The organism is Sulfuricurvum sp., from assembly GCF_023250475.1.
In the GTDB taxonomy this organism is placed as follows: Bacteria; Campylobacterota; Campylobacteria; order Campylobacterales; family Sulfurimonadaceae; genus Sulfuricurvum.
In genome coordinates, this window is the sequence record NZ_JAHFAQ010000024.1 from 1 (window position 1) to 19,754 (window position 19,754).

The window sequence follows — 19,754 nt, forward strand, 5'->3', positions numbered from 1 at the left end:
TCGCCATGACAAAAAAGACGACACTAATGTCGCGTGAGGCGAAAATGGCCGATAATACCGTTTTGATGTCGGGCGTTTTGTTCTTTGCTTTTGCCAAAAATTACTCTTCTAAAATAGCTTCGAGGGTCAGGATGCCTAAAAAAGCATCCACTTTCCCTTGCAATCGGTTCAAAAACGGCCATAAACCGCAACTCATTGCTTTGTTAGAGGGGCAGTCTTCTTGTGAGGGAGAACAGCTAAATACCGCAGGGCTTTTTCCCTCAGCGGCTTCCATCACCTCCAATACGGTAATATCACGAGAATGACGGGCAAGCTCAAAGCCTCCGTTGACCCCTTTATAGGAGTTAAGAATCCCTTGTCGTGCCAAAGATTGGAGGATTTTAGCTAAAAAACTTTTAGAAATATCAAGTTCTTTAGAGAGGGTATCCGCATCGAGAGGATGTCCCGCTTTGGCTAAAACGATCAGCGACAACAATGCGTATTCACTCGCTTTCGTCATTAGCATCTAAAAACATCCTCCGGTAATCAAAAGGTTATTATAGCCAAAAATCATAAGAGGGCACTTGCGGATAAATTTAGCGTAAAACTGAAAAAATTCCGCTATAATTCCGACCCTGCTTGAAAAAACTGTTTTTCGAGTAAATTAACTACCCATCAGGAGGCTATTATGGCTTTAGATACGGCGAACAAAACGCAAATTATCAAACAATACCAAAGAACTGAAGGTGATACCGGTTCAAGCGAAGTACAAATCGCACTTCTCTCAACGCGTATCGCTGCTCTTACTGAGCATTTGAAAACATTCAAAAAAGACCATTCATCACGTCTTGGTCTTTTGAAATTGGTTGGTCAGCGTCGTCGTTTGATGCGTTATTTGAAACGTACAAACCGCGAAAGCTACAACAAATTAGTTACTGATCTCGGAATCCGCGACAACATCTAAGTTTTCTTCGATATTTCCCCCTGCGGGGAAAACCTCTTTTTCCTCATTCATACATCTAAAATTCTTTTCAAGCCCCTAAAACTGAAACAAATGATTTAACTCCGCTCAAACCTTGCAACCGTTGCTGAATAAGGTATACAATAAACTCCATTGGATAATAAATTAAAAAGGAGAAAGAGCAATGGAAGAGAAACACTCTAAAAATCTTACATCGATATCCTTAATTATTCTAGCCGTTTTCGCCGTGCTAGCTTTCATCGCTCTTCTCATCTATTCAAAGTTTGAAGACAAAGAGAGCAATGAAACGCAAAATAGGTACCATTCGGAGATAAAAAATATTGAAAAATATTTGAGTGACGGAAACTGTACTCAAGCCGTCTTAGAATACGATCAGGCAAAAGTGACCCGTCACGATATAGAAAAAAGAGGGCTTTACTACAGTTTTTATTCCCATGCGAAAGAGGCTCACGTTATCGGAATAGCGGAGTGTTTCGCAAACAAGAAAGAGTTTACTACTGCGGTACGTATCCTCGATAGCGAAGCGGGAGATGATCCCGATTCACTTTTAAAGGCATCCGCTATTTACATTAGTGCGGGAGAGTTGGCAAAAGCGCAAGAAGCACAACGTAAGGCTGCCAAATATTAAACGTCGTGGTGATAATGCTCCAGCATCCGTTTGTACTCTTCATAGACCTGTTGAGGGGTCAGAGAGGTTTTATACATTTTTAAAATTTGTCGTATAAAATCGATAGGATATTCGATTGAGAGACCTGCATTCCGGGCATAAATCTTAGCCAGTGTTTCGTACATCCCCTCATAAACTTCAGGTTCCTCGGTTTTGAGACGTTTGAGATTCTCTTCGGCTTGAATCAGTTTGGCATCATTAAATTCGCCCCGCTCGTTGATCGTTTTGCGAATTTCGACATACTCTTTCAAATTTTTACGATTGAGGACGTAATCGGTAAAAGTTTCTATGAGTGACATTTATACTCCTTTATTCGTTTTGATAATTTTACGCTTTAAGTATAGCAACAGTATAGCAGTGAAAAATCTTTATATCAAACCCCGAAAATCTTCTTTGCCCGCTCCAAATCTTCCACCGTGTCGATTCCGAATCCTGCACTCGCCACTTTGACCATCGAGATTTTTTTGCCGTGGTAGAGAGCGCGGAGTTGTTCGAGTTTTTCGATGTCCTCCAGCGGTGCTTCGCCGAGGGCGCAGAAATCATGGAGCGATTTTTTCGTAAATCCGTAAATCCCGATATGGCCGAAATAGTTCGCCTCTCCGCTGCGGTTAAACGGGATCGGTGAACGGGAAAAATAGATGGCGTTGTGATCGACATCGGTGATAACTTTGACCAAATTGGGGTCTTGCGCCTATTCGGTATTGATCGCGTTGTAGCAGCTTCCCATTATGAACGGAGCATTTTGCGCTTTGAGGGCATTGAGACGCTCGATCAGGAGCTCAAGCACTTCCGTCTCGATAAACGGCTCATCGGCTTGGACGTTGATGATGAGTTCATCATCGCTTACGTCGATGATCTGAGCGCATTCATTGATCCGGTCGGTTCCGCTTTTATGCGTGGTCGAGGTGAGGCGTGCTTCGATACCGTGTGCAGTACAGATTTCGAGGATTTTTTCATCGTCGCACGCGACCACTACGCGATCGATGGATGCTACCCGCTTGGCGGTACGGATCACCATCGGTAAACCGCCGATGTCGGCGAGTACTTTTTCGGGGAAGCGGGTTGATGCGAGACGGGCAGGGATGATAATCATAGTTAAACCTATTGAGAGATATAATTACCCAAATAATAACGCAAAGAGTCGTAAATGCTCCTTTATCAACCCGACGGCGGCTACTGTTACAACAGCGATTCTATCTTGCTGTACGGGTTTATTTCCCGTTTTTCCCCGCGGGGAAAAATGCTCGATGTCGGAACGGGATGCGGAATCGTCGGATTGCTGGTGGCGCGCGATTTTCCCGAAGTAACACTAGAAGGGTCCGAAAAACAGAGCCTTTATGCGGAATTTGCCCGTCGTAATGCCGTGATCAATAACATCGGCTATACTCTTCATGAAGGAGATTTTTTGGAACTTGGCGGTCACGGAACGTACGACTGCATTGTCTCTAATCCCCCCTTTTACCATGAAGGCTCAGCCCGCTCCGAAAACCCGATCCTCCATCAGGCTCGCTACAACGTTCATCTTCCGATTGAACCGTTTGTCACCAAAATATCGAAACTTTTGAAATCCTCCGGCGAAGCGGTAATCTGTTACGATGCACGTCAGTTCGCTGAACTTTGCAGTGCTTTTGAGAGTAGAGGATTAAGAGTCGTTGAGGTACAATTCGTACACTCTAAAGCGGATCGTCCCAGTATACTGGTGATGATCCATATTAAGAAAAACAGTAAATCGGCGCTTACCGTCTTGCCTCCGCTTATAACGTTTGAGGAAGAGGGTAAGTATACTTCGGCCGTGCAGGCCATTTACGATAAAGCAAAGGCGCACAGTATCAAATGTCCGATTACATGACACAAGAAGGCTTCACTTACGCATTCGATCCCTCCGCGTGTGCTTCGTGCGGCGGAAACTGTTGTACGGGAGAGAGCGGTAATATTTTCGTATCTGTCACTGAAATCGCCTCAATCGCAAAACTTTTGGAGATGGAAGAGGGAGAATTTCGGCGTACCTTCTTGCGGAAAGAGGGGTTTCGTTTTTCGCTCAAAGAGAAGATCATAAAGGGTTCGTACGACTGTGTATTTTTTGACCGTTCACGCAACGGGTGCGCTATATACGAAGCCAGACCGCTGCAGTGCCGAACGTTTCCGTTTTGGGATTATTTTCGCCATCGCATCGATGAACTAAAAGCTGAGTGTCCGGGGATAATCCATGATTAAATATCTGTTGGCTGTCATTGTAACGAGCTGTATCGTCAGTGGCGCACCTAAGAGTGTGCAAAATACCAATTTGTTGGAAGATACCTTTTCCCTTTACGCCCTCGATGCGCAAATGCGTCAAAAATATCACCAATCTTCCGGTTTTTTTGCGGAACTCTACAAGCAAACCTCCAAAAAAGAGTATCTTTATCAGTCGTTGCAGATGCTGGAACAAGCCAACGATATCAAAACGCTCTCAAAACAGCTTGCAGCGGCGCTTATAGCATTGCCCGAAGATGAGACGTTAAAACGGTTTGAAATTATTGTTTTGCTCAAAGGGGGAAATTTTGCTGAAGCATCACAAAAAGCCCTTATTCTCAGCGAAAAAAGCAATCAGGCCGCTAATTATCTTTTGTATGCCGAAGCACGTTTGAAACTGGGCGAGTATGCCGATGCGGTAGCAACTCTCAAAAAAGCGTATGCCCTGAATTACGATGAAACGACGGCGGAGAGGATAGCTTTGATCCAATACACGCAATTGGGAGAAAAAAATGAGGCCATCCATTTTTTAAAAGAGCATATCGGAACGCACGGAAACTCTCAAATCCTCGGTAAGAGATTGGGAAGTCTATACGCTGATGGAGGGGCATTGGACGATGCGGCTGTGATGTATGAGCAGGCGTATGAAGCGTATCAAGATCCCGCATCTGCCGAAGCGGCTCTCAAAATTTATCTCTATCAACAAAACTTTTCTAAAATGACGGCATTGTTAGAGAAATCCCATACCAATGATTCTCTTTTGCTTGATATTTATGTCAAAGTCAAAGCTTTTGATAAAGCCTCTGCTCTTGCACAAACGCTGTATGAACGAGAAGACAATCCGCTGTATCTTGCACAAAGCTCTGTGTTTAAATACGAGGGGGCAGAAAATCGTAAAGATCCGGCTTTGCTTACGAGCGTTATCGAAGGGTTGAAAAAAGCCAATACAGATTTGGAAGAGCCGCTGTATCTAAACTATTTGGGCTATTTGATGATTGATCACGATGTGAACGTAACCGAGGGGATGGGGTATGTCCAACGAGCCCTCGAAAAACAGCCCGATTCACCCTTTTATCTTGATTCTCTGGCGTGGGGAAAGTATAAAATGGGTGAGTGTGTCGAAGCATTACGTCTGATAAAGCAGGTTGAATCGATGATCGGTACAGATGAAGATGAGGTAAAAGATCATCTCAAAGCGATTGAAAAATGTAAAACCAAGGAGAAAAACTAATGATTTTAGACGATATCATCAAAAAAACCAAAGAAGATTTAAAAGAGCGGGAAGCCAAATTCAGTATGGAGTGGCTTGGACGCTCGTTGGCGTTTAATGCACGTGCTCCTCGTGATGTCCGCCCTTTCTTGACTTCGACTCCCCAAGAGCCGTACCGCATTATTTCGGAAGTGAAAAAAGCCTCTCCGTCCAAAGGGGTGATCCGTGAAGATTTCGATCCCGTAGCGATCGCTCAAGCGTATGAACGCGGCGGCGCCAACGCCATTTCGATCCTCACCGAACCCCATTTCTTTCAAGGAAATCTTGATTATTTGGCAGAAATTCGCCGTTACGTCAGTATCCCTCTTCTTCGTAAGGATTTTATCGTCTCTAAATATCAGCTCCTTGAAGCCCTCGTCTATGGAGCCGATTTCGTCCTCCTCATCGCGGCCGCTCTTTCTACGAGCGAGCTCAAAGAGCTGCTAAACTATACCCGTCATTTGGGAATGGAAGCATTGGTTGAAATTCACGATAAATCGGAATTGACCAAAGCGATTACGGCGGGTGCCGATATTATCGGAATCAATCACCGCAACCTTCAGACGTTTGATATGAATATGAATCTCAGTTACGATTTAATCCCCCTTATCCCTAACGGTAAAATCATTGTTGCCGAAAGCGGTATCTATGAACACGGTCAATTGGAAGATTTGAGCAAAGCGGGTGTCGATGCCTTTTTGGTCGGAGAGTCTCTCATGCGTCAGGATGATGTAGAATCTGCACTAAAAACTTTAAAAAACGGATAAAATTTTATTAAATGTGATTTTTTAATGACCAAAAAATGGTATATTTAGACGGTACCAAGCAACGATTGCTGTAAAAGTAATCATACAATGGCAACAAATAACACTAATTAGGGTCATTCGGATGAAGCAGAGGGTCAAAACATTTTTTGGAATATTTTTGATCCTTGCCGCTTTTGGAATAATCCTAAGTTTGGCATTTCCCGCATTGAGTGACCCAAAACATGCCGGACGAAGCGAAGATCGCAGGAGTGTCGATTTCCCTTTTTTAAAAGGGGAGACTTCAGAGCTTGTATTGGTCTATTTCGGGTATGTAGGATGTACCCGTGTTTGTACCCCTGCATTGAATGATTTGGCCGACATTTACGAGGTGATACAAACCAAAGAGTTTAAGCATATCCCCTCTGTATGGTTTGTCAATATGACTCCTGAGATGGACCCATCATCGGTGCAAAGCTGGGCGGCGCATTTTGACAAACGATTCAAATCGTATGCTCCTACAGAAAGGGAGCTTAGCGATATGGTGCATACGCTCAATCTGGTCTATACCAAGATGGGTATAGAAGCGGAACATATGCCCTATACGTATTTACTCCGTAAAAAAGGGGTTAACTATGAATTGGTCTACATTTATACCTCTTCGCCTTACAACCGATCGTTAATTCTAGAAGACATAGGAGTGTTACAATGAATTTGCATTTTCTTTTTCCGGCACAGGATCCCTCTTTAAGCCCTGAAATAAAGGAGAGATTGAAAGCCGATTTTATCAAAGCCGACAAGTTTATGGTTCTTATCGGAGTCCTTGCTTTTGTTACGGTCGCCTTTATTACCTCTGTCCGTTATTCAACCTATCAGTTTGGAATAATCAACGGAGCGATAGCTCTTGCCTTCATTGTTATTGCTTATTTGGGATTTCGGGGAACAACACTCGGACGCAGTATCATCGGGGTCGCCCTTTCAATCTTTCCGATGATTATGATCCAACAACAGCTCGGAATGATCGAAATGCACTTTGGATTATTTGTTATCGCGGCATTCTTGGCGATCTACAAAGATATTCTCCCAATTGTCCTAGCTACGGTAGCGGTAGCCTTTCACCACATTGTCTTTTTTATCCTTCAGTTGAACCATGCGAGTATGTTCGGTTTGGATATTATTGTATTTTCAAGCGGCTGTGATATTTGGATTTTATTGACCCACATCGTTTTGTTTGCAACACAGGTTGTCGGACTTGCTTATATTATTGTGACAAAAGCTCATCAGTTTATCCAAAGCAGCCAGCTACAACTTCAAGCGGATAACAATGTCAAAATGCTCGAAGCGGGAATACGGGAAGATGCAATGATGGTGAATGAAGCCGTTACAATCGCTGCTGAAGTTTCTAAAGGCTCAATTGAGCGTACATTGAGCGCCAATCCTTCTAATCCGCAACTCAAAGAGCTTCGTGAAGTATTTAACAGCATGATTAGCTCATTGCGTCAAATGGTGGGACAGGATCTTCAGGAGATTACCCGTGTTGTCGAATCGTACGGAAAACTTGATTTTACGCAGCGTATTCATCAAAGCAGCGGGAAAATTGAGCAGCTGGTGAACAAGTTGGGGGATGATATTTCCGCGATGCTCCGCACGAGTTTAAATAACGGAACATCGATGGAAGAGAATGCTCATCGTCTTAAAAAGAATGTAGAAGAGTTGGATAATTCGTCTCAAAAACAAGCTACAGAAATTCAAAAAACGTCACACGAAGTTGATCGAATGACACAAAGCGTCGGGGATGTTCTCCAAAAAACACAAGAGGTAATACGCCAGTCCGATGATATCAAAATGATTATCACCATTATCGGGGATATTGCCGATCAAACCAATCTTCTTGCCCTTAATGCCGCAATCGAAGCGGCACGTGCGGGAGAACACGGAAGAGGTTTCGCCGTAGTTGCGGATGAAGTTCGCAAACTGGCTGAACGTACCCAAAAATCGCTTTCGGAAATCAATGCCAATGTCGGAATTTTGATCCAGTCCATTACCGATATCGGTGATGCTATTGAGGGACAAGCCAAAGGGATCAATGAAATTAATAAAATTGTCTCCGGATTTGAAGAGGAAACAAATAATAATGCGGATATTGCCAAAAATACCGATGCTATAGCGAATGAGGTATTTGTAATGGCGGATCGTGTTCTAAGTGATGTCAAAATGAAAAAGTTTTAGTCGTCAATCTGGAACGATAAATGAATACAAACTATTTAATTCACAAGTTTAATGTTATAATAATTTAATTTATCGTCAGGAATTTTAATGGAATCTTATACAACGTACAAGCGCCTTATTGCGAAGACGGTTATTATCTCGTTATTGACCAGTTTGGCAGTCGCATTTTTGTACGGTTTGTATATTAAAAAGCAGGCAATTGACGATCTTGCCCGCGTAGATGCCCGTAAAACCAGTCGATTGGCATTTGAAGCTCTCTATTCTGCCATGGAAAAAGGGTGGAGCAAAGAAGAGCTTGACGCTATTATCGTGCGGCTTAACGATGTAGAGCCTCAAATGCGGATCAATGCCTATCGCAGCCCTATTGTTGCAGAACTATTCGGCGATCGTATCAATGATAAGCAGATCCGTGAGCACGACCCGATGGTGGCTGATGCCATGCGGGGCGAAGAGATATTGACGGGAGATGAAGAGATCCGTTACCTTTATCCGATTGTCGTTAAGCAAAAATGTATCGCATGTCATACCAATGCAAAAATAGGAGATATCAACGGCGTTATCGATGTCCGTTTTCCGGTCGCAAATCTCAAGATTTCATTGACGATGATGATCAACTCATTTATCATCTTTTTTATCCTCTTTACGGTTGTAATTTTCGCTTTTTTGTATTACAAGCTAAACACATTGCTTGTCCAACCGATCAAGCAGTTTATTTTGATGATACAGGATATTATCAGCAATAACGATATGGCAAAGCGAGTCAGTCTCAAAACGAAAATTTTGGAAGTCAAAAATATTGAAAACTATTTCAATAAAATGCTTGATTCGATTCAAGATTACTATGAAAAACTCCAAGAACTCTCTGACCGTGACTATCTTACCGGACTTTATAACCGCCGAAAGTTTGAAGAATTTTTGAGTTATGAAGTTAAACGTTCCGTACGTAACAGCCATAAATTTACGGTCTTGATGATTGATTTGGATAATTTTAAATATATTAACGATACTTACGGGCATGCTTCCGGAGATTTGGTACTCAAAGAGGTAACCAATATTTTTAGCGCCAACCTCCGTAATGCCGATGTTTTAGCCCGTATCGGAGGAGATGAATTTGCGGTCATATTACCCGAAACACCGTATGAAAACGGATATGTCGTAGTTGAGAAACTCCGTTCAAGTCTTGAAGCGACCCCGATTTCGTTGATGTTTGATCAGGTTTCCTTAACGGCCAGTTTCGGAATCGCGGAATATCCTGAACAGGGAGAAAATATCGAATCACTCCTTACAGGGTCAGATTTGGCAATGTACAAAGCTAAGCGTGCCGGAAAAAATACAATTGCACGTGCCGATCAAAGTGATCAGGAAATGGCGAGCGAAATTCAGAAAAAAGGGGAGTTCCTACGCCGTGCTATCGATGAAGATCGGGTTGAACCTTTTGTTCAGCCGATATACAATGTACAAAGCGGAGATATATTCGGCTATGAAGTTTTGGCACGTATTCGTGACGGTCAGCGCTATATGGCGGCAGGGCAATTTATCGAAGTCGCTGAAAGTCTCGGATTTGCCCCTAAAATCGATCAGATAATTCTGACAAAAGGGTTGAGTGCGCGTGAAGAGATGGGATTGTGGGATAAACGTTTTTTCTTTAATCTCTCAACCAAAAGCTTATTCGGCGGGAATTATGTTGACGTTATTGAAGAACATTACAAGCGAAACCCACATCCGGAAAAAAATACGGGTGTCACCATCGAAATTTTAGAGCGAGAAGCGATTCATAATGTTAACGGACTAATGGATATTATTGAAGAGCTGAAGCAAAGAGGGATCAGCTTTGCATTGGATGATTTCGGTTCAGGATTTTCCTCGTTTGTCTATCTTAAATATTTTGCCGTCGATTTTGTCAAAATTGACGGGGAGTTTGTCAAAAATATTGTTGTGAATGAGAAAGACCGTATCTTTGTGAAACATATTCATCAAATAGCCAAAGAGTTTGGTAAAGAGACAATCGCAGAGTATGTTGAAGATGAAGAGACACTCGAAATCCTAAAAGAGATCGGTGTCGATTATGCACAGGGGTTCCATTTCGGTCGCCCGCACCAGCTGGCTAAAGTTTAGCTCAAAAGCGCTTTAGCGCACTCGTTGATCCGTTTTCCGTCAGCCTGAGCGCCGAGTGATTTGGAAGCGGCACCCATTACCCGTCCGATATCTTTCATCGTCTGCGCACCTGTTTCTGCAATAATCGCACGAATGGCAGACTCTAACTCTTCGTTGCTCAATTGCGCCGGCAGGTACGTTTCGAAGATAGCCGCTTCGGACGCCTCTTTTTCATACAAATCTTCACGTCCTGCATCACGGTATTGAGACATGGCATCCTGACGCTGTTTCACCTGTTTTTGGATAATTTTAATGATGTCATCATCACTCAGTTCTTTGCGTTCATCCACTTCAATTTGTTTCATGGCGCTACTAAGAAGACGCAAAGCATCACGCAACGGTCCGTTTTTCTCTTTCATGGCTGTTTTGATATCATTACTGATTTGTTCTTTTAAACTCATACCTGATCCCTTGGAACTATTTTTGCTTATTATAGCTAAATATGATCCGGATGGAATAATGCGCATACCACTCTACTTATCGATACTTTCTGCGTCATTGTTGCTTAGCGGATGTAATGCCCATACGGTTGATCCCGAGATTTCCTTTTCTCCTCCCAAATACGTTGAAGAGATGCCCTCGCGGGAAGAAGAAAACAGTTTTGTCGCCCGAGGCAGTTTGTTTGGACAAGGGGACAGTCCTTTGTTTTCCGATCATAAAGCAATGCACGTCAATGATATTGTCACGGTTGTGATTTCGGAAACGGCAAGCAGTTCCAATGTCGGTAAAAAAGCCCTCTCAGAAGCCGACACCATGGGATTGAACGGTGGAATATTCTCTTCTGCGGGGGGGAATTCTGCCGTCAATTCTGCGGTAGGAAAGCTCAACGGGTTGGCGAATATCGGATTTAATGCGGGGTCTACATCAAACTATGCGGGCTCGGGCTCATCGACAAAGAATGCCTCATTTACAACAACCGTATCGGCTCGTATCGTAAAAGTGATGGCGAACGGGAACTATTTTATTACCGGTCGCCGTGAAATCATGGTAGATGATCAAAAACAGATTATGCAGCTGAGCGGTGTTATTCGACCGTACGATATTGATCAAAATAATCAGATTAATTCGGCAAAAGTTTCTGATGCCAAGATTCTTTATGCGAACGAAGGGGATGTTGACCGCTCAACCAATCAAGGATGGGCGAGTAAAATGGTTGGAGCAGTCTGGCCGTTTTGATTATTTAAACGCGGCCGGAACAAAGTGCCGACTCACTGCGCTCACTTCAGCAGTGGGCTCACCCACAGTGGATACTAGCGGATCATCTGCATCGGATCGATGTGAGCGTTGCGCTGCGTTACCTGGAACATCAACTCTCTTCCTACTCGACCGATAATGGCCCCTTGTTTAAGACGTTTACCCACCTCTACGGTAGGGGCTATGACATTTAGATGCGCATAGATAGTATGAAGACCGTTGTCGTGTTCGATAATAATGACATTTTCAAGCATTGCCGTCGGTTTTGCTAGAATAACTTTGCCGTTAAGTACCGATTTGACTTTGGCATCGGCCTCGGTTGGACGGAGGGATACGGAGTCATTAAAGATTTTGATACCGTAGATCGGATCGGTATACGGACCGAACCGTTTGGTTACGACATAGCCATCCAGAGGAGCAATCGTCCGTTCACCGGAATAGGCGGCAACGGTAGAGGGGCTGTACTGAGCAACCGCTTGCTGAACGTCAGCCGGAACCGGTTTGCTCCCCGGTTTTTGAAGAATAAGCTGAGGAGGCGCTTTTTTAGGTTTAAGCTCTTCACGTTTGATGATATTGAGGCTGGCAAGGGTATTTTGGAGAGAACGCTGCTGGTTTAGGATTTTATCCAGTGATTTTTTATATTCACTTTTCTCTTTTTCAAGTTGCGCGATCGCTTTTTCGTTCTCTTTTTTGGTCTCTAAAACTTTGTTTTTTTGTTGGTCTATGACGGCAATCGATTGTTTAAGCACGGTTGTCTTGGATGCGAGGCCGGTTATTTTTTCATTATTTGAAAGGAAAAGGGCATTGAGGTCTTTGATCTCTTGATTGATCTGCTTTAGATGGAGCTTGAGTGCCTCTTCGGTAATAATCGCATCCGCCTCTTTTGCCCGGTCATCGTTGATCAATAATGAAATTGAGGTATTGCGAGCGATTGCAAAAACGAGTCTTTGTTCAATATCATTTTGGGTTTTGATAAGAAAATTCTGCTGTGTTTCAAGCCCTTTAAGGGTCGATTTGTTGGATTGATATACCGTCTCTTTGGATTGCAGCTCTTCGACAAGGGAGTTGATATGCTCTTGCTGGGTTCCGACGATCTGACGTTGTTGAATGATTTTGGATGCGGTTTCTGCCAGTTTGGCGTTTAGGGTAGAGTATGTTTGTTTCGTTTCAATCAGTTTTTTTGCAGTCGTTTGAATTTTTTCGTCGATTTTCGCCGAATAGAGCGAAGCGGAGAGCAAAGAGATGAGAATCAGGGAAAAAGGGGTTTTCATTTATTCCTCTTCTTCGCTTCCGATGACGATCGTTAACGTAAGAATAATAGAAACTCCCAACGCAATGATCAGTGAGCGCAGAGCATCATTAAGAAAATCGAAAAGTTGAATGCTGATACCGACGGTTCGCAGTAAAAGATCCATCCAACCGTATTGTTCAATCACAAAAAATGCAAGACACAAGACGATAGTAGCGATAATCGCATCAACGATAGCCAGTCGAAAGAGTACGGCAGAACGGAGCCAAACGGGTGCACCGAAAAGGGCCATGATCGACATTCTCTCGGCGTGCTGAAACTGCCATAGACGCATCTCTTTCAGGATTAACAACGAAGTGACTGCCGCGATAGCGATGGAGAAAATCTGAACAACGTCTTTAAATAATAGCATCAGTTTATAGACGGTGTCATGGGTTTGGGCATACCCCTCAACACGTTCGATCACCGGATTCTTTTCAAGTTTTTTCTGAAGTTTTTGAATCTCTTCGGGAGTAGGGAAGCGACTTAGATAGACTCGGTAAAATTTCGGCAACGTGAGTTTGAGCAAATCGAGATTCTTTTTCGTCATTTCACCTTGAAGGCGGTTGAGTACCTGATCGGTAGCAATCGGCTCGCTGCGTTCGATAATCGAATCCATAGCTTTGAATTCAGTCACGGCGAGGGCTTTATTGGAGACGACAATGATTGAGTAATCATTTTTAAGACGGTTTTCATAGGCGGAAATTGTGCGGTCGACGGCAACATAGATCTGAACCGAAAACAAAACGGTAAAAAGTGCAATGATGAGTGAAATATGGTTTTTAAGAGACTTCATGAATATTCCCCATCTCGATATGATAATGTTTATACGGTACTTTGATGGATGAGGGGATATGGTGTGTTACGACAACGATGGTCGTTTTGAGCTGAGTATTGGCCCCCTCCAAAAGATTCCAGATAACTTCGGATGAGTATTCATCCAAATTCCCGGTTGGTTCGTCCGCTAATATAAGTATCGGGTTATGGGCAAGCGCTCTTGCCATAGCGACACGCTGCTGTTCGCCGCCACTGAGTTCAGGTGGGTATTTTCCCGCTTGATGGATCAGTTTGACATGACCGAGGAGTTTTTGTACTTGAGTGCCGCTTATATCTTTGGTATAGCCTGAAATAATGAGAGGAAGCATTACATTTTTCTCGATTGTCCACTCTTTGATCAGCTTATAGTCTTGGAATACGATACCGATGTGGCGGCGGAGAAAATTGAGTTTTGAGGTACTGATGCGGTTCATTTTAACCCCGCCTACCATGAGTGCTCCCGCACGCGGTTCAATCGCACCGTAGAGCGACTTAAGCAAAGTCGATTTTCCGCTTCCGCTGGCACCGGTGATAAAGACAAACGTTCCCGCATCGATTGAAAAACTGGCTTTGCTGATTATAGTTTCAAACTCTTTGTACGAGAGAGAGAGGTTTTCGGCGATAATAACTTTATCCATGGATCAACTCGTTTAGTAAGATGTGGGCCTTGAGATTCGCAGATGAGCGAACAGGAAGAGAAGGGTAGTAATACGCCGAGTTGTTTTCAATCACGACATAAGTACTTTCAGGGCGGTCGAAACTTCCCATCGCCAGACGGATCATACTCCCTTCTTCACCGATTGTAAACGTGCGCTCGACATGGAGAAATCCCCAATCGCGTTTGTAGGTCTCTTTGGAGAGGCGATCGATGATATTCGGAGCAATCGGAGCCGTTGAGAAAGAAAAATCACCGATTGTATCAGGTTCAGGGCTCTCCGACTCACAGGTAAAGGTGACATCATAGATATTTTTTTCCTGTCGTTTCCAACGATCTTCGTATTTGCTCACGATAGCGATCTCTTGGTTTTTACGCACATCAAAGCGGCTTATGGCGGGTAAGCTGAATGTCTCTAACGCAAAGCGGTAGTAGTTTTCGCTGTCGGTACGAAGCTCCAGTGTACCGCCGATACGCAATGCACGTTCAGACTCTTTTAAAAAAGCTTCCGAGATAACTCGGCGATGGGGCTTTTTGTCCCACGGCACCGGGAAATGGACATAAATTTTACCGACGATATTGGAGGGCACGAATTCTAAAAAGAGTCTCGCATCGTAATCGAGGATCATAATATTGGTCAGATTTTGGATGACGATTTGTTTGAGTGCCTGCTCAATGGAGGGCTTATGAATCTCAAGTCCGATAAACAGCACATCGGGATTAGCTGCTGCTTGATGGAGAAGATGGCGGGCCGAACCGAATCCGACTTCAATCCGGACTTCCTTATCTCTTGGGAAATGGTTGGCAAAATAGGAGATCGATTTCAGCGCATCGTGTGTTTTGAGGTGAGTGTTTTCAGGAGCATTATCAACATTGGAGTCGAGTATGGGCGAATTGGAACACTCTGCATAGGCGAGCAGCGCGTGTTTGAGTATAAAATTGGGGGAAGGGCGGGTGATTTTGTCACTTTTGAGAAGTTTTTTGGAGCCGTTTTTATAAACCAAAAAGAATTCACGCTCTTTGTATCGGGTGGCGATCAATGCACCTTCCTCAGGGTTTCTGTAATTTGCTTGAAACAGAAATTCAACCTCGCCGCAGCGGGTCGGAAAGGTGAGAGGGTTAAACGATTCGAGGTTTAAATGCGGCATTCTTTACTTGGCCTCGTAGCTGAGTTCAATGGCTTGTGTCGGAAGAGAGCGGATCCCGTTTTTATCGACACTTAAAATTTCATACAGATAGCCGGTATCGGGTTTGGTATCGGTATCTCGGAAATTTGTCTCCGTAATATTGTTGATATCGATGCTCTCGCGGGTCACCCAGCTTGTTTTGGTTGTCTTTACAACGGTATAGCTGACTGTGCGCGGATCGGTATTTTTCCACTGAAGTTCAGCCGCTTTATTGACGATTTTCCCCTCATAGGCAATCGGTGTTTGCGGTTTTGAGAGGGTTGAGCCCTGTGTCGCTACCGAAGATTGGAGACTCTCTAACCCGTCTTTATCGATAGCGGTAATTTTATAAAAATAGAATTTACCGTCTTCGGTAATTTTATCGGTGAAGGTGGTCGCTTCTAGTTTTACATAGTACTCAAATTTACCGTTTGGGGTAGAGGAGCGATAGATATTGTAATGGCTTAAGTCGGTAATCGTACTCGGTTCCCAGCTTAGTGTAATGGCACGCGGCAGATCGTTGGTAGAGGTGATATTTCGAATCTCAGGAGGGAGCGGTTTCGTGACAACTTTGCTCTCTTCGCTAGCTTCGGTCGTGAGCTTATCAAATGTCGTTGCTTTGATACGGTAGTGATACACTTGTCCGTCTTTTAGATCACGGTCGATAAATTCGGCATTCAACCGTCCCGTAACCGTGGCGATAGTATTCCATTTTTGATCGGTTGCATCTTGACGTTCGATAAGATAGCCGTTAATTTTACCGTTCGGATGGGGGCGCCAGAGAAGTTTAGCGCTGCGGGGCATATTTCCGACAGCTTGAAAAAAGCTGATCGGTGCGATCATCGGTTGGGTGGCAACCAGCATTGTTTCACTCGCAACCGATTCTGTCCCCTCTTTGGTAATTGCCGAAAATCGGTATTGGTATTCGCTTCCCGGTTTGAGATCACTATCGACAAAATGGGTAGCAAAACGGCTGTCGATCGTGGCAATGCGCTGAAGCTTCTGATCTTCGGCACCCGGAGTATTGCGATAAACGTAATAGCCGCTTACTCTCGGATCTTCAAGAGGTTTCCACTCAAAAGCGATTGAGGTGATATCGGCAATAAAACCGTTTAATGACGGCGTAGGAAGAGATGAGTCAATCGTGACGGTTTTTTGCGGTACGATGGGCTGAGGAGTACAGCCGCTAAAGAGACTCAGAGCTAAAGAGGCGCTCAATACGTAACGGATCGATGAGTTCATGCAATTCCTTTGAATCAAAATGTTTATTTAAATAATCTTCTACCACATCCCCAAGCGGAGCGGTGAAATTCACCCTCGTTTGAGTTGTCGGATGGGTAAAATAGAGGTTATAGGCATGAAGCAAGATACGTTCCATTTTATCACTTTTTGCCGAGGTTCCATAGAGATGATCTCCGATAATATGACGGCTGATCGACTCCAGATGTACCCGAATTTGATGGGTTCGTCCGGTAAAGAGTTTGCACGCAATCAGCTCTTCGGTCTCATCACGGCTCGGTAGGAGTTTGGCAAATGCCGTTTTGGCATTTTTGCCCGTTTCACTGATGGCCATTTTGAGTCGATTATGGGCACTCCGTCCGATAGGGCGGTCGATTACGGTAATACTCTCTTTCATCGCAGGGGTAACGACGGCGAGATAAAAGCGGCCCATCGTTTTATCCTGCAGCTGCAAAGAGAGCGCTTCGTGGGCTTCGTTGTTCTTTACAATCACCATTGCTCCGCTGGTTCCGCGGTCGAGTCGGTGGACAATTCCGTGACGCTCTTCGCCGCTGAGGGTTGAGAGGGCGATCCCTTTGTGTTTGAGCCAATCGACGAGAGTCGGTTCTTTGACACTCGGGGCAGGGTGGACGGTGAGAGAACTGGGTTTATTGATGACGAGGATGTCATCGTCTTCGAACAAGATTTCGACATCGAAATCGATTTTTTGTGCCGGTGTCGATTTTTGCTCCGGAAATCGGATCGTTACTTTTTGAGAAGGTTTGAGCTTCAATCCCGATTTAGCGGTGGCTTTGCCATCTACGGTAACACAATTTTGCTCGATGAGCTGAGTGATCTGGTTGCGTGTCTGCCCCAGTTGCTGTGTTAAAAAAACGTCTAAGCGTACAGCTTCTTCGGTCGTAAATGTTGATACTTCTTGTGTCAAAATGGGGTCCCTTTGGGTATTGTCTTTGATAAAGACGTTGTAAAACATTCTGCCTTGTACTAAGGCAAGCGTCAGTGCCGTGTGAAAAAGGATTTTAGTCCATTTGCGTTCAAAAAAATTATATATAAGCCCGCTATGCTACAATTAGCAAAAATTAACGAAGGACCGTAGTGCTTAATATTGATCGCCGAATTTTAGCACACTTTGATTTCATCACAGTTATTTTGCTGATTCCGCTCATCTTCACTTCAGGTTGGCTGATATACGAGATCCATCCCACCCTCGGTCAAAAGCAGATGGTGTATGTTTTTATCGGTACGGGTGTATTCATTACCCTTTTTCTCCTCCCTGTCCGACGGCTGTTATGGATGATCCCTATTGCCTACTGGACAAGCATATTGCTTCTGATTGCGGTGGAGTTTGTAGGGCATTCGAGACTTGGGGCAAAACGGTGGATCGAAATTCCGTTTATCCATTTTACTCTCCAGCCCTCCGAACTTCTCAAACCCGCCTTTGTACTTATGCTTGCGTATCTAATCAGCCGAAATCCCCCTCCGCGTAACGGATATGGGCTCAAAGATTTTTTGAAGCTCTCTTTTTTCATCCTAATGCCGTTTTTTCTCATTGCGAAAGAACCAGATTTGGGGACGGCGACTGTTCTCGTGATGCTGGGGTACGGAATTTTGTTTATCGTCGGAGTCCATTGGAAAATATGGATCGGACTGATTGCAACATTCGTAATCTCATTACCCCTTATTTATACACAGCTGCATGATTATCAAAAGCAGCGTTTGACCGACTTTATCGGTGAAAAGCCGAGCTATCACGTCGAGCAGTCGATTATCGCCGTCGGCTCAGGGGGCTTTTTCGGTAAAGAGAAAGCGGATGCTACTCAAACGCAGATGAAGTTTTTGCCGATTGCGTCCAGCGATTTCATTTTTGCCTATGTGGTGGAGCGATTCGGGTTTTTTGGAGCATTTTTACTGATTACGCTGTATGCCGCATTGATCACCCATTTGCTCATCATCGCCTTTTGGACGGAGGACTACTACATAAAAGTGGTGGCCGGGGGGTTATCGCTCCTCTTTTTCATTTACATGGCGGTTAATATCGCCATGACGATCGGATTTGCCCCCGTGGTCGGAGTTCCTCTGCCGATGTTCAGCTACGGGGGGAGCAGTTTTATCAACTTTATGGTTATTTTGGCGATTTTGGAAAACCTCCTCGCCTATCGTTTTAGATATCTTTACGGAGATACGGGTAAAAAAAGCTTCGTCTAATCAAAGAGCGTTTATAATTGCGCTCTTTCAAAAATGGGTCAATAGTTCAGTGGTTAGAGCCCCCCGCTCATAACGGGGTTGTCGCAGGTTCAAATCCTGCTTGACCCACCACCTTTCAACGTTCTAAATCAAAATCTGCACTTTACGCAATCCCCGATATTTTTTCGGAAAATCAAAAGCGATTAAATTTGCATTTTTTACTGCACAGTGTCACTAGATATTTCTATTAACTAACTTCGTGCTATAATATTGTTTATTAATTAGTGCATCTCATAGAAACTGCTTTAATAGTAGCCTAAATTTGCCTGATTGATTGTAACCTCGTACGAATAGAGTACTTCTTCATCATCATCATAATTTTTCTAATTTAACTCCTCCTGTAAGAATGACACCTGTATAGTCATTTATCAATTTTGGCATATTGTTTTATTCAACAATACTTACAGATTTTTTTCTATAATAATACCAAGGCATACTTTATGTATAAATAACTATAATAAATATAAACAATCAAACGTTAACATAAAGCGGTTAGATGCCGAATGCAAACGTATAAAAGGAAAACATATGAAAATGTCAAAAGTGATTTTATCGTTCGTGTTGAGTATTACTCTTTTTACTCAAGTTTCATCGGCTCAAATGGCTTCAACAGAGGCAGTATTCAACCAACCTATTGCAGTTTCATCACATGAAAAAGTGAGCCAATTCGTTGCCCGTGAGGATGTCGCAAAAACATTTGAAACGCTGGGTGTTGATCCTAAAATGGTTGAACAAAGAATTGCACTGATGAGTGATGAAGAGGTATCAAAGATCTCTTCTCAAATCGATACGTTACCGGCCGGCGGTGATTTCGGAGGTATTGTAGGGGCAGTTGTTTTTGTTTTTATCGTTTTATTGATTACCGACATCCTCGGATTTACAAAAGTATTTGGGTTTACTCGTTCAGCACGTTAATC

Annotated in this window: 21 protein-coding genes, 1 tRNA gene and 1 pseudogene; 13 read left to right on the plus strand and 10 right to left on the minus strand. The window is 43.7% G+C overall.

What is annotated here, in order from left to right:
* Positions 1-100 precede the first annotated feature (100 nt).
* The gene (locus Q0C19_RS03885; protein ID WP_295052966.1) at positions 101-505 is read right to left on the minus strand and encodes an Rrf2 family transcriptional regulator; all 405 of its coding nucleotides are present in this window, start codon (positions 503-505) and stop codon (positions 101-103) included.
* Between the two features lie 162 nt (positions 506-667).
* Here Q0C19_RS03885 and rpsO point away from each other — a divergent pair, with 162 nt between their 5' ends.
* Together rpsO and Q0C19_RS03895 are read left to right on the plus strand one after the other, a co-directional pair.
* The gene (rpsO, locus tag Q0C19_RS03890) at positions 668-943 is read left to right on the plus strand and encodes a 30S ribosomal protein S15 (RefSeq protein WP_295052967.1); all 276 of its coding nucleotides are present in this window, start codon (positions 668-670) and stop codon (positions 941-943) included.
* A gap of 181 nt (positions 944-1,124) precedes the next feature.
* Positions 1,125-1,589 carry a hypothetical protein gene (locus Q0C19_RS03895; RefSeq protein WP_295052969.1) on the plus strand — a complete coding sequence of 155 codons (465 nt, stop codon included), beginning with the start codon at positions 1,125-1,127 and terminating at the stop codon, positions 1,587-1,589.
* Here Q0C19_RS03895 and Q0C19_RS03900 read toward each other — a convergent pair.
* Complete coding sequence (locus tag Q0C19_RS03900) at positions 1,586-1,927, minus strand: alpha/beta hydrolase (RefSeq protein ID WP_295052971.1); 342 nt, start codon at positions 1,925-1,927, stop codon at positions 1,586-1,588. The two genes, Q0C19_RS03895 and Q0C19_RS03900, sit on opposite strands and share 4 nt — an antisense overlap.
* A 74-nt stretch (positions 1,928-2,001) precedes the next feature.
* A pseudogene (gene kdsB / locus Q0C19_RS03905) lies at positions 2,002-2,721 on the minus strand (3-deoxy-manno-octulosonate cytidylyltransferase).
* Positions 2,722-2,775: 54 nt separating this feature from the next.
* Between kdsB and Q0C19_RS03910 the strand changes: the two are divergent.
* The 7 genes from Q0C19_RS03910 (at position 2,776) to Q0C19_RS03940 (ending at position 10,196) form a co-directional block, all read left to right on the plus strand.
* Positions 2,776-3,477 (plus strand): methyltransferase, encoded by a 702-nt coding sequence (locus tag Q0C19_RS03910; RefSeq protein ID WP_295052973.1) that lies wholly within the window; start codon positions 2,776-2,778, stop codon positions 3,475-3,477.
* A complete protein-coding gene (locus tag Q0C19_RS03915) occupies positions 3,462-3,842 on the plus strand; it encodes a YkgJ family cysteine cluster protein (protein ID WP_295052974.1) in 381 nt (126 codons plus the stop codon). The genes Q0C19_RS03910 and Q0C19_RS03915 overlap by 16 nt, the downstream gene beginning before the upstream one ends.
* Positions 3,835-5,091 (plus strand): hypothetical protein, encoded by a 1,257-nt coding sequence (locus Q0C19_RS03920; RefSeq protein ID WP_295052976.1) that lies wholly within the window; start codon positions 3,835-3,837, stop codon positions 5,089-5,091. Before Q0C19_RS03915 ends, Q0C19_RS03920 begins: the two co-directional genes overlap by 8 nt.
* Positions 5,091-5,876 (plus strand): indole-3-glycerol phosphate synthase TrpC, encoded by a 786-nt coding sequence (gene trpC, locus Q0C19_RS03925; RefSeq protein WP_295052978.1) that lies wholly within the window; start codon positions 5,091-5,093, stop codon positions 5,874-5,876. The genes Q0C19_RS03920 and trpC overlap by 1 nt, the downstream gene beginning before the upstream one ends.
* Before the next feature lie 121 nt (positions 5,877-5,997).
* On the plus strand, positions 5,998-6,564 hold the full coding sequence (locus tag Q0C19_RS03930) for an SCO family protein (protein ID WP_295052979.1): 567 nt from the start codon (positions 5,998-6,000) through the stop codon (positions 6,562-6,564).
* Entirely contained in the window at positions 6,561-8,081 is a 1,521-nt protein-coding gene (locus tag Q0C19_RS03935) for a methyl-accepting chemotaxis protein (RefSeq protein WP_295052981.1), read from the plus strand. Before Q0C19_RS03930 ends, Q0C19_RS03935 begins: the two co-directional genes overlap by 4 nt.
* 87 nt (positions 8,082-8,168) lie before the next feature.
* Positions 8,169-10,196, plus strand: coding sequence for an EAL domain-containing protein (locus Q0C19_RS03940; RefSeq protein WP_295052983.1), 2,028 nt, complete (start codon positions 8,169-8,171; stop codon positions 10,194-10,196).
* Here the strand turns inward: Q0C19_RS03940 and Q0C19_RS03945 are convergent.
* Positions 10,193-10,636 (minus strand): GatB/YqeY domain-containing protein, encoded by a 444-nt coding sequence (locus Q0C19_RS03945; protein ID WP_295052985.1) that lies wholly within the window; start codon positions 10,634-10,636, stop codon positions 10,193-10,195. The genes Q0C19_RS03940 and Q0C19_RS03945 overlap by 4 nt on opposite strands.
* Positions 10,637-10,694: 58 nt before the next feature.
* On the opposite strand from Q0C19_RS03945, the gene flgH reads away from it, so the two are divergent.
* Complete coding sequence (flgH, locus tag Q0C19_RS03950) at positions 10,695-11,411, plus strand: flagellar basal body L-ring protein FlgH (RefSeq protein WP_295052987.1); 717 nt, start codon at positions 10,695-10,697, stop codon at positions 11,409-11,411.
* A gap of 74 nt (positions 11,412-11,485) precedes the next feature.
* On the opposite strand, the gene Q0C19_RS03955 is transcribed toward flgH, so the two are convergent.
* Genes Q0C19_RS03955 through Q0C19_RS03980 form a run of 6 tightly spaced genes read right to left on the minus strand, consistent with a single transcriptional unit; the run spans position 11,486 to position 17,518 of the window.
* Positions 11,486-12,700, minus strand: coding sequence for a peptidoglycan DD-metalloendopeptidase family protein (locus tag Q0C19_RS03955; protein WP_295052989.1), 1,215 nt, complete (start codon positions 12,698-12,700; stop codon positions 11,486-11,488).
* Complete coding sequence (locus tag Q0C19_RS03960) at positions 12,701-13,513, minus strand: cell division protein FtsX (RefSeq protein ID WP_295052991.1); 813 nt, start codon at positions 13,511-13,513, stop codon at positions 12,701-12,703. It lies immediately after the preceding gene.
* Positions 13,500-14,171 carry an ABC transporter ATP-binding protein gene (locus Q0C19_RS03965; protein WP_295052993.1) on the minus strand — a complete coding sequence of 224 codons (672 nt, stop codon included), beginning with the start codon at positions 14,169-14,171 and terminating at the stop codon, positions 13,500-13,502. Before Q0C19_RS03965 ends, Q0C19_RS03960 begins: the two co-directional genes overlap by 14 nt.
* Positions 14,164-15,336: a tRNA (guanosine(46)-N7)-methyltransferase TrmB gene (trmB, locus tag Q0C19_RS03970; protein WP_295052995.1), complete on the minus strand. Its 1,173-nt coding sequence runs from the start codon at positions 15,334-15,336 to the stop codon at positions 14,164-14,166. The genes Q0C19_RS03965 and trmB overlap by 8 nt, the downstream gene beginning before the upstream one ends.
* Before the next feature lie 3 nt (positions 15,337-15,339).
* Positions 15,340-16,596: a fibronectin type III domain-containing protein gene (locus tag Q0C19_RS03975; protein WP_295052997.1), complete on the minus strand. Its 1,257-nt coding sequence runs from the start codon at positions 16,594-16,596 to the stop codon at positions 15,340-15,342.
* Positions 16,541-17,518: an RluA family pseudouridine synthase gene (locus Q0C19_RS03980; protein WP_295052999.1), complete on the minus strand. Its 978-nt coding sequence runs from the start codon at positions 17,516-17,518 to the stop codon at positions 16,541-16,543. Before Q0C19_RS03980 ends, Q0C19_RS03975 begins: the two co-directional genes overlap by 56 nt.
* Positions 17,519-17,688: 170 nt before the next feature.
* Here Q0C19_RS03980 and Q0C19_RS03985 point away from each other — a divergent pair, with 170 nt between their 5' ends.
* From Q0C19_RS03985 to Q0C19_RS03995, 3 genes are all read left to right on the plus strand, one after another.
* Positions 17,689-18,798, plus strand: coding sequence for an FtsW/RodA/SpoVE family cell cycle protein (locus Q0C19_RS03985; RefSeq protein WP_295053001.1), 1,110 nt, complete (start codon positions 17,689-17,691; stop codon positions 18,796-18,798).
* A 35-nt stretch (positions 18,799-18,833) separates the two neighbouring features.
* Positions 18,834-18,909, plus strand: a tRNA-Ile gene (locus tag Q0C19_RS03990).
* A gap of 456 nt (positions 18,910-19,365) precedes the next feature.
* On the plus strand, positions 19,366-19,752 hold the full coding sequence (locus Q0C19_RS03995; protein ID WP_295053003.1) for a PA2779 family protein: 387 nt from the start codon (positions 19,366-19,368) through the stop codon (positions 19,750-19,752).
* Positions 19,753-19,754 lie beyond the last annotated feature (2 nt).

Coding starts and splice junctions, on each gene's coding strand:
- Q0C19_RS03885 (WP_295052966.1), bottom strand. CDS start 505: ATGCTAATGACGAAAGCGAGTGAATACGCATTGTTGTCGCTGATCGTT.
- rpsO (WP_295052967.1), top strand. CDS start 668: ATGGCTTTAGATACGGCGAACAAAACGCAAATTATCAAACAATACCAA.
- Q0C19_RS03895 (WP_295052969.1), top strand. CDS start 1,125: ATGGAAGAGAAACACTCTAAAAATCTTACATCGATATCCTTAATTATT.
- Q0C19_RS03900 (WP_295052971.1), bottom strand. CDS start 1,927: ATGTCACTCATAGAAACTTTTACCGATTACGTCCTCAATCGTAAAAAT.
- Q0C19_RS03910 (WP_295052973.1), top strand. CDS start 2,776: ATGCTCCTTTATCAACCCGACGGCGGCTACTGTTACAACAGCGATTCT.
- Q0C19_RS03915 (WP_295052974.1), top strand. CDS start 3,462: ATGTCCGATTACATGACACAAGAAGGCTTCACTTACGCATTCGATCCC.
- Q0C19_RS03920 (WP_295052976.1), top strand. CDS start 3,835: ATGATTAAATATCTGTTGGCTGTCATTGTAACGAGCTGTATCGTCAGT.
- trpC (WP_295052978.1), top strand. CDS start 5,091: ATGATTTTAGACGATATCATCAAAAAAACCAAAGAAGATTTAAAAGAG.
- Q0C19_RS03930 (WP_295052979.1), top strand. CDS start 5,998: ATGAAGCAGAGGGTCAAAACATTTTTTGGAATATTTTTGATCCTTGCC.
- Q0C19_RS03935 (WP_295052981.1), top strand. CDS start 6,561: ATGAATTTGCATTTTCTTTTTCCGGCACAGGATCCCTCTTTAAGCCCT.
- Q0C19_RS03940 (WP_295052983.1), top strand. CDS start 8,169: ATGGAATCTTATACAACGTACAAGCGCCTTATTGCGAAGACGGTTATT.
- Q0C19_RS03945 (WP_295052985.1), bottom strand. CDS start 10,636: ATGAGTTTAAAAGAACAAATCAGTAATGATATCAAAACAGCCATGAAA.
- flgH (WP_295052987.1), top strand. CDS start 10,695: ATGCGCATACCACTCTACTTATCGATACTTTCTGCGTCATTGTTGCTT.
- Q0C19_RS03955 (WP_295052989.1), bottom strand. CDS start 12,700: ATGAAAACCCCTTTTTCCCTGATTCTCATCTCTTTGCTCTCCGCTTCG.
- Q0C19_RS03960 (WP_295052991.1), bottom strand. CDS start 13,513: ATGAAGTCTCTTAAAAACCATATTTCACTCATCATTGCACTTTTTACC.
- Q0C19_RS03965 (WP_295052993.1), bottom strand. CDS start 14,171: ATGGATAAAGTTATTATCGCCGAAAACCTCTCTCTCTCGTACAAAGAG.
- trmB (WP_295052995.1), bottom strand. CDS start 15,336: ATGCCGCATTTAAACCTCGAATCGTTTAACCCTCTCACCTTTCCGACC.
- Q0C19_RS03975 (WP_295052997.1), bottom strand. CDS start 16,596: ATGAACTCATCGATCCGTTACGTATTGAGCGCCTCTTTAGCTCTGAGT.
- Q0C19_RS03995 (WP_295053003.1), top strand. CDS start 19,366: ATGAAAATGTCAAAAGTGATTTTATCGTTCGTGTTGAGTATTACTCTT.